This window comes from Bacillus sp. B-jedd (assembly GCF_000821085.1).
GTDB lineage: Bacteria > Bacillota > Bacilli > Bacillales > Cytobacillaceae > Bacillus_D.
Genome location: NZ_CCXR01000001.1, coordinates 540,313 through 554,633, shown reverse-complemented (window position 1 = coordinate 554,633; position 14,321 = coordinate 540,313). Strand labels below are relative to the sequence as shown.

The following is a 14,321-nucleotide window of genomic DNA, read 5'->3' as shown; positions in this document are numbered from 1 at the left end:
CTCCTTTTTCCATTTATCGACTAGTTTCATCATATCATCTACCTGCTTTTTCACAATAGTCATTATGGGGGATGTGGGATGGCTGTTGATTTTGCCAGAGGGGGTCAGGGTATTCGCGGAGGGGGTTCCTGAATAAGCGAGGCATCCTTGTATGGATGCCTCATATGGTTGGTTGTTATTCTATTAAACAAGGTGTCTAGCCGCGTTTCCTTCGCGTCATGACGTCAAAAATAACCGCGCCGGCGAGCACGCCGCCCCTGATCATATATTGATAGGAAATGCCGACGCCGAGCAGGTTCATCCCGCTTGAGAGCGAGGCCATGACGATGGCGCCGATGATCGCTCCCGATACTTTTCCGACTCCTCCGGCCGAGGAAACGCCGCCTACATAGGCCGCCGCAATCGCATCGAGCTCGAACAGCGTACCCGCAGTGGTCGTCGCCGATTGAAGCCGGGACGTAAACAGGATGCCGGACAGTGCCGCGAGCATTCCCATTGATCCAAAAACGATATAGGTAATTTTATTGACGTTGATGCCGCTCAGATGGGCAGCTTCCGGGTTGCTTCCCACCGCATAAATATGTCTACCAAGCACTGTCCTTTTCGTCAGGAAATGATAGATGACGACGACAAGCAGCATGATGACAACAGTCCATGAAAAACCGTTGTAGCCAGCAAGAATCCAGGTAATATAACCAATAATCCCTGAGACGAACACGAGCTTCAGAGCGAAAATTTCTTTTGAAACCACATCAAATTGGTATTTGATTTTATTTTTGCGCGTTGTAATTTCGCTGTATATATACACTAAAATACATAAAACACCTAATATCAAAGAAAGGAGATGCAAGCCGTTTACTTCCATCAAGGAAGGGATGAACCCGTTGCCGATGGCATTGAAGCCTTTATCCCTAATAATGATCGTTCCTGTTTTCTCCGTCACTTGCAGGAGCGCGCCTCTGAAAATGAGCATTCCGGCCAAGGTCGCGACGAACGCCGGGATACCGAACCAGGCAATCAACAGGCCGTTGAAAAGCCCGATAATAATTCCGAGCAACAGGATGATCGGAATCGTGATATAAAAAGGAATCCCCGCTTTCGTCAGAAGGATTGCGGCAATGGCGCCCATAAAGCCCGCGGCAAAACCGACTGACAAATCGATATGGCGAATGACAATGACGAGCGTCATGCCGACTGCCAAAACAGCGATATAACCAGTAGAATCAAGAAGATTACTAATGTTGCGGGATGACATGAACAACCCGTCTGTCATGACCGAGAAGGTAAGCATGATAACGAAGAGGGCAATATACATGCCATAATCCCGGATGTTTTCTTTGACTAATGATCTTGCTTCCGTTAAAAAGTTCACAGGTTCTACCTCCCTATTGCGTCGCGAGCTGCATGATATTTTCCTGGTTCGCCTCTTCAATGGACAGCTCGCCTTTGATTTCGCCTTCAGCCATGACATACACGCGGTCGCTCATTCCCAGCACCTCGCCAAGCTCCGAGGAAATCATGATAATGCTCATGCCTTCACTGATCAGCTGGTTCATAATCGTGTAAATTTCAAACTTGGCGCCTACGTCGATCCCTCGTGTAGGCTCGTCAAGAATGAGGAGCCTCGGCCCGACAAACAGCCATTTGCCGAGCGAAACCTTTTGCTGGTTGCCCCCGCTCAGCTTGCCGACAACCTGTTCGAGGGACGGCGCTTTCACATATAGATTATTTTTATATTTCGTTACTTCACGGACTTCTTCGTTATCGTTAAGGATGCCATTTTCGGAAACCCTTTTCAGGTTGGCCGCAGATATATTGTTTTTAATATCCTGGATCAGGAACAGGCCGTCCCCTTTCCGGTCTTCCGTCACGTAGGCAATGCCCGCTTTAATGGCATCGCTGGGATGAGAAAACGTCTTAGGCTTTCCGTCGACAAACAGCCCGCCCTGCAGCTTATAGGAGCGCGGATTCCCGAATATGCTTAGCGCAAGCTCGGTGCGGCCCGAGCCCATCAGGCCGGCTATCCCGATAATCTCCCCTTTTTTCACATGGAGATTGACGTTTTTCACGAGGTTCCTGCCAAGTTGCGGGGAGTAAGCGGACCAGTCCCGAAGTTCGAGGATCGTTTCGCCAATTGCCTTATTGGGCCGTTTCGGATAAATATCGTCAATTTCCCTGCCAACCATATTTTTGATAATGACGTTTTCGTTGACCTCGCCTTTGGCGGCATCCAGGGTGCAAATCGTCCGGCCATCGCGGAGAACCGTCGCTTTATCAGCAATCGAAATAACTTCCTTCAGCTTATGGGAGATCATGATACAGGTAATGCCCTGCTCCTTCAGTTCACCCAGCAGCTTAAGGAGGTTTTCGCTGTCATCCTCGTTCAGCGCGGCTGTCGGTTCATCAAGGATGAGCAGCTTTACATCCTTGCTCAGCGCTTTTGCAATTTCTATCAACTGCTGCTTCCCAACGCTCAAATCCTTTACAAGCGTTTCCGGATTCACATCGAGTTTAACCTTCTTCAGCATTTCTTTTGCCTGGACAATGGTCTGGTTCCAGTCCACCACCGCGCCGCGTTTCACTTCATTGCCGGCAAAAATATTTTCATAGACCGTCAGATCCGGAAATAACGCCAATTCCTGATAAATGATGACGATTCCCGTCTTGACGCTATCGCTGATCTTTCTGAACTGTTGGACGCTTCCTTCGAACACAATATCGCCTGAATAGGTTCCATACGGATGGACTCCGCTCAGCACCTTCATGAGTGTCGACTTTCCCGCCCCGTTCTCACCGATCAGGCAATGGATTTCGCCCTTCTTTACCTTGAAATTGACATTTGTGAGCGCCTTGACTCCTGTGAATTCTTTGGAAATATCGTTCATTTCCAGAATGTATTCGCTCAAGCACAATCCCTCCCTAAAAGGAACAGCAATCATAATGGCGAAAAAGTGATAGACGCATCTATCACTATTCCGCCTGATTTATGTTTTTTCACTACAATCCTGTAAAGTCGCCCGCCTCGTAGTACTCGGACTCTATCAATTCTTTCTTGACGTTTTCCTTATCGACAACGATGACATCTGTTTGTTTCGCTTTTACGTCGATGCTTCCATTATTGTAGGAACCTGTTGTTTCAGGATCTTTCTTATCAAGAAGGTCAATGGCCATACCCATTGCATCTTTTACAAGTGTGCGGACATCCTTGAACACTGTCATGGACTGTTTGCCATCAATGATGTACTGGATGGATGCCTTTTCTGCATCCTGGCCTGTTACTGTGTAACTCTTAATCTCATTATCTGTTGCAAAAACGTCAGCGATCGAGCGCGCTGTTCCATCATTCGGAGCCAGGACTGCCACATCGCCTTTCATATCTGCGCTAGCTGCTGTCAAGTGAGTCTGTGCTTTGTTTTTCGCTTCGTTTGGATCCCAGTTCGTTGTCACCTGGCCGATAATCTTGCTCAGCTGGTCACGGGAAAGCTCAGCTGTATCCTTAAGGGCAATCGCTTCGCTTGAGTTGGCAATTTTAAATGTGCCATCGGCAATCTTAGGCTGAAGGACTTTCCATGCACCTTCGAAGAACAAGAATGCGTTATTGTCGGACGCTGCACCCGCATAAAGGTAAAGCGGTACGCCGGAGCCCTTCGCATTGTCAATCAGATACTGTGCCTGTGCGGCGCCTACCGCCAGGCTGTCAAATGTAACATAATAATCAATTGCGTCTGTATTCGTGATTAGGCGGTCATAGGAAATAACCTTTACGCCATCCTTTTTCGCTTCTTCAACCGCGGCCGCAGCAGCATCGCCATCATGTGGGCAAATGATCAGGACATCGATTCCTTTGTTAAGAAGCGTTTCAACGTTTTCTTTTTCCTTTGCTGAAGAACCTTGGCTGAACAGGATTTCAGTTGTGTACTTAGTGCCCTTCAATGCATCCTTGAACCGCTGCTCATCCTGAACCCACCTCGGTTCATCCTTCGTCGGCAGAACAATCCCTACACTTACACCGCTCTTGCTTTTTCCGCCAGTGGACTGATTGCAGCCTGTGGCAACAACCATGAACATCATCACAGCAATAACTAAAGAAATAACCTTCCAGCTTCTCTTCATTATGATCCTCCCTTTTTCTTACAGCTTCATAGCCTACAACTCAAGTATAGCTCCATAAGAACAGCCCCTGAAAGCGCTATCACTAGCACTCTTTTAATATCTGCTATACTTTTTTAAACTTTCGGAGGATATATGTCTCTTTAATGAAGAAAAAAGGACGGTTCCATCACCTCATTCAAAAGTTGAATGAAGGAGCGGAACCGTCCATGTGTTTTAATAGGCGGCTTTATAGATTTCGGCCAGTTCTGTTACGAGCGGCATTTTAGGGTTGGCGGTTGTGCATTGGTCTTCGAAGGCTCGTTCGGCGAGGTGGCCGATTTTGCTTTCGAATTGTTCTTTTTCTATTCCGTTTGCTTCGATGGTCATAGGAATGTCGAGTTCTTTAGCCAGGTTGATGATTGCCTGAATCAGGCTTTCGACGCCTTCTTCTGTTGTTTTTGCCGGAAGCCCGAGCACCCTTGCGATCTCAGCATAGCGCTTATCTGCAACAAAATGGCTATATTTCGGGAATGCAGTGAACTTCTTAGGCTTTGTAGCGTTATACCGGATGACATGCGGCATCAAGATCGCATTGGCGCGGCCATGGGCGATATGGAACTCGGCCCCGAGCTTATGCGCCAGGCTGTGGTTAATGCCAAGGAAGGCATTGGCAAAAGCCATTCCCGCAATCGTTGAAGCATTATGCACTTTCTCACGCGCCTCTTCATCGTTACCATTCCGGTAAGCCCTAGGCAAATATTCAAACACAAGCTGGATCGCTTTCATGGCCAGACCGTCAGTAAAGTCATTCGCCATGCAGGACACATAAGCTTCGATTGCATGAGTCAATACATCCATGCCGGTATCGGCGGTAATATGCTTCGGCACCGTCATCACAAATTGCGGATCGACAATTGCGACGTCAGGCGTCAGTTCATAGTCCGCAAGCGGGTATTTCGTGTTCGCTTCCTTATCCGTAATCACCGAGAAGGAAGTTACTTCCGAACCAGTCCCGGATGTGGTCGGAATGGCGACGAATTGGGCTTTTTCCCCGAGGCGAGGATATTTGACGATCCGTTTTCTGATGTCGAGGAATTTCTGCTTAAGCCCGAAGAAATCAGTGTCCGGATACTCATAAAACAGCCACATACCTTTTGCAGCGTCCATCGCTGAACCGCCGCCGAGCGCGATGATGACGTCCGGCTGGAATTTCGCCATCATTTCAGCCCCTTTCCGGACTGTTTCAATCGATGGATCCGGCTCTACATCAGAGAAGATTTCACAATGGACATAATCGGGACGTTTCCTCAAGTAGTAGAGGACGCGATCCACATAGCCGAGCTTTACCATCCCCGGGTCAGTGACGATGAACGCCTTCGAGATGTCTGGCATTTTTGCCAAGTATTGAGTCGAGTTCTTTTCAAAATAAATCTTGGAAGGCACTTTGAACCACTGCATATTCACATTCCTCTTCGCGACCTTTTTTATGTTGACAAGGTGGATGGCCCCAACGTTTGTTGAGACAGAGTTGCCGCCATACGTTCCGCAGCCAAGTGTCAGGGATGGCATATAGGCATTGTACATGTCGCCAATCGCCCCTTGGGAAGATGGCGCGTTCACGATGATCCGGCCGGCTTTCATCCTGAGGCCGAATGCTTCAATCGCTTTCTGGCTTGTTGTATGAATGACGGCCGAGTGGCCAAGACCGCCGAATTCGAGCATTTCTTCCGCCCGCTCCAGCCCTTCTTCAAGGCCACTTACTTTGTAGCACGCCAGGACAGGGCTCAGTTTTTCCCGTGACAGCGGATAATCCGGCCCTACGCCGGTTAATTCCGCCACCAGAATCTTGACTGACTCCGGCACAGTAACCCCGGCCATGGCTGCGATTTCCCAGGCGGGCATACCGACGATTTTCGCATTCACCGCGCAGGTGTGTTCGTTAATGACAAGCTTTTCAACAAGCTGCTTTTCCTCTTCATTCAGGAAGTAACAGTCATTGGCGGCCATTTCTTTTTTCGCTTCAGCGTAGATTTCTTCGTCGATGATGACCGCTTGCTCGGATGCGCAAATCATGCCGTTGTCGAACGTTTTTGAAAGGATCAGATCATTGACGGCCTGTTTAAGGTTGGCGGTTTTCTCAATATAACAGGGAACATTCCCTGGTCCGACACCGAGCGCCGGTTTTCCGGAGCTGTAGGCTGACTTGACCATTCCCGCTCCGCCGGTCGCAAGGATAAGTGAAATTTTCGTATGATTCATTAATTGCTGGGTTGCTTCGAGCGACGGTGTTTCAATCCACTGGATGCAATCTTTTGGAGCGCCAGCTTTAACAGCTGCATCTCTTAGGACTCTGGCTGCTTCACTGCTTGATTTTTGCGCAGATGGGTGGAAAGCGAATATGATCGGGTTTCTCGTTTTTATCGAAATGAGTGCTTTGAACATGGTAGTGGAAGTCGGGTTTGTCACAGGTGTCACCCCGGCGATGACGCCAACCGGTTCGGCGATTTCAATCATCCCTTCATGCTCGTTCTCGCTGATGATGCCGACAGTCTTGTTGTATTTGATATTGTGATAGACATATTCGGTCGCGAACATGTTTTTAATGATTTTGTCTTCGTACACGCCGCGTTTCGTTTCTTCGACAGCCATTTTCGCAAGCGGCATATGTTGGTCGAGACCGGCGAGCGCCATTTGTTTTACAATCTCGTCGATCGCTTCCTGGTTAAATGTGCGGAATTCTTCAAGCGCCTGAAGTCCCTTTTCTACGAGTTCATCAACCATCACTGCGGCATTTTCCTTCACAGCCATATCTGCCATCGTAATCACTCCATCTCCATTTTTAGCGGGCCGGCCATTGCCGAACGAGTTACTCAATCATTCACATACTGGGTTTCTTGGGATTTTTTCAAAAGAAACATCGGTAAACATCTTCGCGTTTCGTTTCACGATCACCACAAAATTCACTGTCCAAATATAGGCCGGGAATTCTTTATCTTCTTTAAACATCATCGCCTCGAACTCATCGCCAATTATTTCTTCGAAAGCTTCCAATGTGTACGTTTCTGCATCAGTGCTAAAGTCTTGCCATTCACATAGCATCATTTTTCATCGCTCCTTTTTGGTTTTTATTTTTTGATTGCTTTTGGATGCGAATAGATCGCAATAAAGATTGGTTTTCAAGAGTGAACGTTGTAGTTGATTTCCGCTCCGGGCATTTCGCTTTCCGCGGGGCATCAGTGGAGCCTCCTCGTCGCTTTGCTCCTGTGGGGTCTCCCCTTGCTGCTCAATCCCGCAGGAGTCTACATGCCTGAGCTCCAATCAACCTGCTACTCAAATTAAAGAGTGTAATTATTAAGTTCAACCTATATAGTATCGTCACAGTTTGTGAATATTTTCACATGATTATTTAAAAATAAAAGACCGAATTGGCTCTGCTTATCTCGTTTGTTTTAAGAAGCATCGACTCTTTCAGAATCACTTCCTCTCTTTTCACTTACATCATATCATCTTTACGGAATAATAGTTTGTGAAATGTTGAACAAACTTTGAACTTTTATTTTATATAAAACATACTATCAAAACTTGCCTTCATTCCTATATTTCAACGGAGAAATGAAAACGCATACAAAAGTAAAACTATATTAATATATTTCTAAAGTGAAGTAAGGGGTCGGTTTCAGCCCTTCATTGAAAGTTGAATGGAGCAGCAGTAGCGTCCCCATTCATCACAGGAATTCAATTTTGCAGGAATAAATATAAATCGATTGTTACGCTCATATACTTCCTAAGAATAATGGCCAGGAGGGATCAATGTGGATCATATAGAGTGGAAGATTAGCGACCCTTATGTTTTTCAGGCGCTTTCGGGCATTGTAGGTTCGAATGTGGCGGTGGAAACGGCAAGGGGACCGGTGAGGGGAAGGCTTGCTGGCGTGCAGCCTGACCATATTGTCGTTGAGCTTGGAAGGAATACCTTTTTCATTAGGACAGCCCAAATCATTTGGGTAGTCCCCAATCCGGACTTAGTAATGGAATAGACCGCTAACTTGTGAAGCTGGTGATTTCTGTGATCTCCTTAAAGACAGATGTTTACTGACTCACCAATATGAAAATACCTTTTGGGGGTGGCCCACATGATGAAGCGCGTCAACAGGATTGCTATTGAATTGCCACGGCCCGAACACGGGGACCCGAATGCCGCAGCCGCAGTCCAGGAACTGCTCGGGGGAAAATTCGGCGAGATGTCTACTTTAAATAATTATATGTTCCAATCATTCAACTTCCGCGGCAAAAAGAAACTGAAGCCCTTTTATGATGTTATCGCGAGCATTACTGCGGAGGAATTTGGCCATGTTGAGCTTGTTGCGAACACAATCAATTTGCTTTCCTTTGGCAATACGTTCGCGGCGGATCCCGACCTTGCTCCGCTTATGAATGGAAAAGACGCCAGGTACTCCCTCCATTTTACGACGACGGCCCAGACAGCCTATCCCGGAGATGGAATGGGACGTCCTTGGAATGGCGAATTCGTAACTAACAGCGGAAACTTGGTGGCCGACCTTCTCCATAATTATTTACTTGAAATTGGCGCCAGGACGCACAAAATGCGTGTATATGAAATGACCAACAACCCTGTCGCAAGGGAAATGATCGGCTACCTGCTCGTACGGGGCGGAACCCATATCATCGCCTATGCAAAAGCACTGGAAGTCGCGACAGGCGTGGATGTTGGAAAAATGCTCCCGCTTCCCAGTCTTGATAATAATAAATTCGATTATGCCAAGAAATTCATGGATCAAGGCCTTTACAACGTCCTTTACACTTGGGGCGAACCCGATTACCGGGACATCAGCCAAATTTGGAAAGGCGCCAACCCCGAAACAGGAGAACCGCTCCACGTCATAGACGGGATGCCTGAAGGCGCACCAGTACCGGACTTCGAAGAAAAACCAGAACAATTCGCCCCCGGCATCGACCTCGACGACTACGAGCGGATTCTCAAACGTCTCATGAGCAATATATAAAGAAGCAGGGGGACAGTTCCAGCGATTCGCTCGGATATCAAATGAAGCAGCAGAACTGTCCCCTGCCCCATTCACGGCAACAGAGTCAATACGGCGAAGAAGTGGAGGGTGCTGCCTGCGAGGACGAAAATATGCCAAAGGGCATGGTGATACGCGAAGGCTCTCCATACATAGAAAACTGCACCGATGGTGTAGAGAAGTCCTCCTGCGATTAGGAGTTTCATTCCAGCATCTGTGAGGTTGGCTGAAAGAGGGCCCCATGCAAATACGATCAGCCAGCCCATCAGGACATAGAGGACAGTGGAAAAGACGACAAATCTTTTGGCAAAGAACGATTTAAAGACGGTTCCGCCTATCGCAAGTCCCCATACAATCCCAAAAAGCGTCCAAGCCAATGCCCCTTTGACGGCGACGAATAAATACGGGGTATACGTTCCCGCAATGAAAAAGTAAATAGAGGAATGGTCGAATATTTCAAAAATATCCTTTGCCCGTCCGGGCGGGAAACTGTGGAGAAGGGTCGACGACGTATACAAAAGGACCATCGTCACGCCGAATATCGTAAACCCGACAACATGCCAGGCCGTCCCATATAACACCGAAAAAACGATTAAAATTGTTAAAGCCGCAATACTGAGCAGGACACCAATCCCATGAATAATGGCATTGGCGATTTCCTCCCCTTTTGAAAAAACATGCGTATTCAATTGGCTGTCAGCCCTTCCTTTTCATTTATCACTTTTGCTATTTTGTCTTCCTTTTCTATTCTCATCATTGTTATAGTTTACTCCTATTTTTTGAAAAAGAAAGCAGGGGACGGTTCAAGCACTTCATTCAGGTGTCGAATGAAGAAGCAGATCCGTCCCCTGCCCACTATAATAACGGGTAAATCCACGGGAGTAGAATGGATGTGATAATAGCGGCTATTCCCATTGCGACGCTGGAGGCTGCTCCTTGAAGGGAGCCTTCTTTCATGATTTGGCTTGTTCCGATGCCGTGGGCGACCGTGCCGATTCCAAGGCCGCGTGCGAATGGGTCATTAATTTTGGATATGGTGAGGATAATTGGGCCAAATACGGCACCGATGATACCTGCCCCCATGACGAAGGCGACTGCAATGGCGGGGTTCCCACCGATGATGTTGGCCGCTTCTATTGCGACTGGGGTTGTGACTGCCTTAACCGCCGAGGCAGCCTGGATACTTTCCGAAAGGCCCAATAATTTTGCCAGCCATACTGCCGAGCAAATAGTTGCTATCGTGCCAACGCATAGTCCAAGCATCGCCGCTTTAAACTTTTCCATTAGGATTTTTCTATTTTTGTATAATGGCAATGCAAGCGCCACGGTTGCAGGGCCTAACAAAAAGGTCATCAATTCCTTTGCTGGAGTGTAGTCACTGTATGCAATGTCCATTTTTGAGAAAATGAAAATGATGACGACAGTGGCAATAAGGACAGGCGTTGTAAATGGTGAACTGATCCGCCTGGAGAGATTAACTGCGCCGATATAGACGCCCAGGGTGAGGAAAAAACTAAAAAGTGTCAGACCGCTCATGCTGTTTCCGTTCCCCTTTTGCCAAAATTTGCGTCAGGCTGCCAGTCAACAGCAGCCCCACGGCAGTACTTCCGGCTATCATAATAAAAATTTGAATGCCGCTCGTTTTCATTAATCCGCCAAAATCCATCAGCCCTACTGCGATTGGGACAAAAAAGAAGCCCAGATGCCTGTTCAAGAAGGAAGCAGCCATTTCTATATAACGCACCTTTACAATGCCGCTCGCAAGGAGCAAAAATAAAATCACCATTCCGAGCACACTCGCCGGTATCGGCAATCCGAAAGTCTTTGTCGTATAAACAGACACCATATAAATAGCCCAAATACTAAGTAATTGGGCAGAAAAAAGCAATGATTGTTTAATATAAACCAATTGCCAAATCCCCCTTCTAACAATAACCACATTCTAAAGTTTACACCATTAAAATAGAAGTTGAAATAAAAAGTGGGGCAGGGGAACTGTTCCGTTGCTTCATTATGTATAACACGCTAATTAGAAAGATATTAGCTCCTGTCGCTCTTATTCTTTCATTTTGCCAGTAAGGGTTGGCGAAGGGTTTGAGACCGGGATTGGGGCGCCATTGAACAGCAGACACTCCAAGCCTTCCAAACTCTTTTCGGATCGGCCTTTTTGTTGTTACATATTTCTAAAGAAATTGTAATATAATCAGGCAGTTTAACTAGCTGTCAACCGCTTTTTCAATGCAATTTTTGCCAGCAGTACTAGACTTTGAGAAAAACGCGTTACTTCCAAAAGCTTCCTTAACTTTTTAAAAACCCTTTTCCGACAGACTTCTCCTCCCATCATCTTACCCTCTAAAACCATTCCCTCCACTGAGTAACAGAATTATCCAAAAATATGACAAAAATCGCATGTTACGATAAAAACGCAAACGGAATAAGACTTCGCATCAATTTTAAATAAAGGGAGGAAACGATTTTGAAAAAGAAAAAAGCACTTCTGGCCTTTGCAGTGGCTTCCGCTTTATGGATGACTGGACAAACGCCGGATAAAACAGAGGCGGCTTCAAACAATCAGCCTGTCCAGGAGCGAGTTTATGTTTACCATAGCCAAAATATAAATTTTGACGAAATTAATAGAATCATTGAGGACACCCTTCAGCGTCTCGGACTGCAGGGATATTTGAAAGTCGTCCCAATGGACCAACCTGGACAAGCACCGGAAAGCCAAGGAGCACCCAATTCAAAACAGCCTGTAACCCCGTCAGCTTCCAAGGCACCGGCTCCTTCCGCAAACCCTGCTCCGTCTCAAACTGAAAAACAAAAGCCTGCAGCCCCTGCTCCATCTCCTGCTCCAGCCAAGCAGCCGGCACAAGGAGATCAAACTGCCGGCACACTGAGCGCATATGAGCAGCAAGTCGTCAGCTTGACGAACGCGGAACGAGCAAAAGCTGGTTTGCCCGCCCTTAAAATCGATACAACTCTCAGCAAAATGGCGCGCGAGAAATCACGCGATATGTCCGCGAACGGCTACTTTGACCATAACAGCCCGACTTACGGATCGCCATTCGAGATGATGAAAAAATACGGCATCACTTACACTTACGCCGGGGAAAACATCGCCATGGGACAGCGCACCCCGCAGGAGGTTGTCACCGCCTGGATGAACAGCGAAGGCCATCGCCAAAACATCCTTAACCCGAACTACACTCACATTGGAGTCGGACACATCGCCCATGGCAACTACTGGACCCAGGAATTCATCGGCAAATAACCAGAACAGTTGAGGACTTTTTAACAACTAGAGCAGGGACGGCTTTGCGCTTCATTCACCTATCGGATGAAACAGCAGAGCCGTCCCCTGTCTCATTCATATGGGATGCTATAGTAGTCATTTGTTTCGGGGTCATATTGGAATACTTTGTAGAAGTCGTCGCGGTTTACGTCTGTATACTCCATGTCAACTTTGATGAAACCCCACTGTTTTTTTGTGATTTCACTTGTTGCCATCGGGATTTTTTTATCCATGATTACATTTTTAATGTCCAGTGACCCATTTACATGCGTGTTTGAAAGCAGGAAGGGGCCGATTCGTTTCTCCGATCCATCCTTAAGGTAAAAGACAAAATCCCATTTAAAGCTGCGGCTGCTGTTTCTAGAAGTGCCGTCCTCTGAAAGGTAGCCCAGTATATCGACATGCCGCACTTCTGTCCAGCCAATTTCTTCTTTTTTGCCAAGTTTTTGAGTAACTATCCCATCCGTTCGAATCGCTTCGTAGTCATCTTTTGTTACATAAACTAACAAGCAGCCCACTAACAATGAAAAAACACAGATGGAAACGGCGTTTTTACCAAGCGTTTTGACCCCCTGAATAATTAAAGCGCCAGCCGTTAAGAAAAACGCTGCACCGAGGCAGCAGATTAAGTAATCTAGCCACCCGAAGGAACCGGGAAACATCCACACATCCCTTAAATCAGCCAAATTTCTGTATTTCCCGAGCCTCCACCAATCAAATACAGCGTAAGAAAGCGGTGCCCCTATCGTAATCACTAAGTAGGTTCGTAAATAACGGCTTTTATAAATAAATGAGGAAAAGACTTCCTTGCCTTTCAAAATAACCAGGCTGACAAGGAAAATGCCCAAACCAAAAATTAAATAGGCTGACCAAAAGTCTCCATACGGGTCGCCAATCCATTCATCGAATGCAATTATCCCCATAAAATAGGCAAAACCCATCACCAGATATGCCAGCGCCCTCAAGAATTTAGACATCCCGAACCCTCCCCCCATAAAAATACCAGTTTTCTAACATACGAATAGTATTAACATAAGATTCAATTTTTTCCAACAATGAAACAAGGGACGGTTCCTGCGCTTCTTTCATGTCCCGAAGGAAGCAGCAGTCCTGCCTTATTCATGCCCCAGTACCCGAAATAGAGGATTTTCGGCTGCAGTTGTTGAAGAATAGTTTTGTAGTTTATTCTTGGAGGTGCTCCATGTCGATTAATATTTATGAGATTCATTTGCAAACTGATAAAGTGAGTGATGTTATTAAGGTTTTGGCTTATAGATTAAGCAAAATTTATAGAGAAAATCCCGAAATCGTAACGGACCAGCTAGAGGATATTGATTTTTTTCAGAAGGAGGAGCCTTCCTGTTTTGCTGTCGCAAGCCTTTATGAAAACTGGGTAACCATCCGCCATAATTCTTTTGAAAAGCAAGTGTCGCTGGCAAATGAGCTATCCCAAGTTTTTAACGTGACCGCGATTCAAGCGATGGGACAAAGCACAGTGGATACGTATCATTTGAGTGTCCATCAGGATGGAAAGATTGTACGGAGCTTCAATTGCGGTGAAGATACGAACGGCCTGGAATGCGCGGGAGCACCCTTTCCGTTTGAAGCGCCGATCGATGATCCGGAAAACTATTTTTATGATTATGAAGATATGCATGCTTTTTGCCAGAACTTCGGCATCGAACTGGTCACTGACGCAAATGAAGAAAAAAATATTTGGACCATTATAAGGATCAAGGAAAAATCAGTCCAAGAAAAGCCCTCTTTTCTGGCATCCGTAAAAGCCCTATTCAGCGGGGCAGCCAAACAATAGACCCTGACAAAGGAAGCAGGGGGACGGTTCAAGTGTTTCTTTTCAGTCCAGAAGGAAGCAACGGAACGGTCCCCTCCCCTCA

At 46.7% G+C, this 14,321-nt stretch carries 13 protein-coding genes; 4 read left to right on the top strand and 9 right to left on the bottom strand.

Going from position 1 to position 14,321, the window contains the following annotated elements; translation table 11 throughout:
• Positions 1–196 precede the first annotated feature (196 nt).
• From BN1002_RS02695 to BN1002_RS02675, 5 genes are all read right to left on the bottom strand, one after another.
• A complete protein-coding gene (locus BN1002_RS02695; RefSeq protein ID WP_048823507.1) occupies positions 197–1,372 on the bottom strand; it encodes a sugar ABC transporter permease in 1,176 nt (391 codons plus the stop codon).
• 13 nt (positions 1,373–1,385) lie between these two features.
• Positions 1,386–2,906, bottom strand: a complete 1,521-nt coding sequence (locus BN1002_RS02690) for an ATP-binding cassette domain-containing protein (RefSeq protein ID WP_048823506.1) — start codon at positions 2,904–2,906, stop codon at positions 1,386–1,388.
• Positions 2,907–2,997: 91 nt separating this feature from the next.
• Complete coding sequence (locus tag BN1002_RS02685; RefSeq protein WP_048823505.1) at positions 2,998–4,113, bottom strand: sugar ABC transporter substrate-binding protein; 1,116 nt, start codon at positions 4,111–4,113, stop codon at positions 2,998–3,000.
• A 213-nt stretch (positions 4,114–4,326) separates the two neighbouring features.
• Positions 4,327–6,909, bottom strand: a complete 2,583-nt coding sequence (gene adhE, locus BN1002_RS02680; protein ID WP_148362720.1) for a bifunctional acetaldehyde-CoA/alcohol dehydrogenase — start codon at positions 6,907–6,909, stop codon at positions 4,327–4,329.
• 57 nt (positions 6,910–6,966) lie between these two features.
• Positions 6,967–7,194, bottom strand: coding sequence for a hypothetical protein (locus tag BN1002_RS02675; protein ID WP_048823504.1), 228 nt, complete (start codon positions 7,192–7,194; stop codon positions 6,967–6,969).
• Between the two features lie 710 nt (positions 7,195–7,904).
• On the opposite strand from BN1002_RS02675, the gene BN1002_RS02670 reads away from it, so the two are divergent.
• Positions 7,905–8,129: a YuzF family protein gene (locus BN1002_RS02670; RefSeq protein WP_048823503.1), complete on the top strand. Its 225-nt coding sequence runs from the start codon at positions 7,905–7,907 to the stop codon at positions 8,127–8,129.
• A gap of 96 nt (positions 8,130–8,225) precedes the next feature.
• Complete coding sequence (locus BN1002_RS02665; protein WP_048823502.1) at positions 8,226–9,116, top strand: manganese catalase family protein; 891 nt, start codon at positions 8,226–8,228, stop codon at positions 9,114–9,116.
• Between the two features lie 71 nt (positions 9,117–9,187).
• Here the strand turns inward: BN1002_RS02665 and trhA are convergent, their stop codons facing one another.
• The 3 genes from trhA to BN1002_RS02650 form a co-directional block, all read right to left on the bottom strand.
• Positions 9,188–9,823 (bottom strand): PAQR family membrane homeostasis protein TrhA, encoded by a 636-nt coding sequence (gene trhA, locus BN1002_RS02660; protein WP_048823501.1) that lies wholly within the window; start codon positions 9,821–9,823, stop codon positions 9,188–9,190.
• A 166-nt stretch (positions 9,824–9,989) separates the two neighbouring features.
• Positions 9,990–10,670, bottom strand: coding sequence for an LrgB family protein (locus BN1002_RS02655; protein WP_048823500.1), 681 nt, complete (start codon positions 10,668–10,670; stop codon positions 9,990–9,992).
• Positions 10,648–11,043, bottom strand: a complete 396-nt coding sequence (locus BN1002_RS02650) for a CidA/LrgA family protein (protein ID WP_052445599.1) — start codon at positions 11,041–11,043, stop codon at positions 10,648–10,650. The genes BN1002_RS02655 and BN1002_RS02650 overlap by 23 nt, the downstream gene beginning before the upstream one ends.
• Positions 11,044–11,661: 618 nt before the next feature.
• Between BN1002_RS02650 and BN1002_RS02645 the strand changes: the two genes are divergently transcribed.
• Complete coding sequence (locus tag BN1002_RS02645; protein WP_048827682.1) at positions 11,662–12,405, top strand: CAP domain-containing protein; 744 nt, start codon at positions 11,662–11,664, stop codon at positions 12,403–12,405.
• A gap of 92 nt (positions 12,406–12,497) precedes the next feature.
• Here BN1002_RS02645 and BN1002_RS02640 read toward each other — a convergent pair whose 3' ends face one another.
• Positions 12,498–13,403, bottom strand: a complete 906-nt coding sequence (locus BN1002_RS02640) for a hypothetical protein (RefSeq protein ID WP_048823499.1) — start codon at positions 13,401–13,403, stop codon at positions 12,498–12,500.
• 224 nt (positions 13,404–13,627) lie between these two features.
• Between BN1002_RS02640 and BN1002_RS02635 the strand changes: the two genes are divergently transcribed.
• Positions 13,628–14,239, top strand: coding sequence for a hypothetical protein (locus tag BN1002_RS02635; protein ID WP_048823498.1), 612 nt, complete (start codon positions 13,628–13,630; stop codon positions 14,237–14,239).
• The last annotated feature ends 82 nt before the right edge of the window (positions 14,240–14,321 follow it).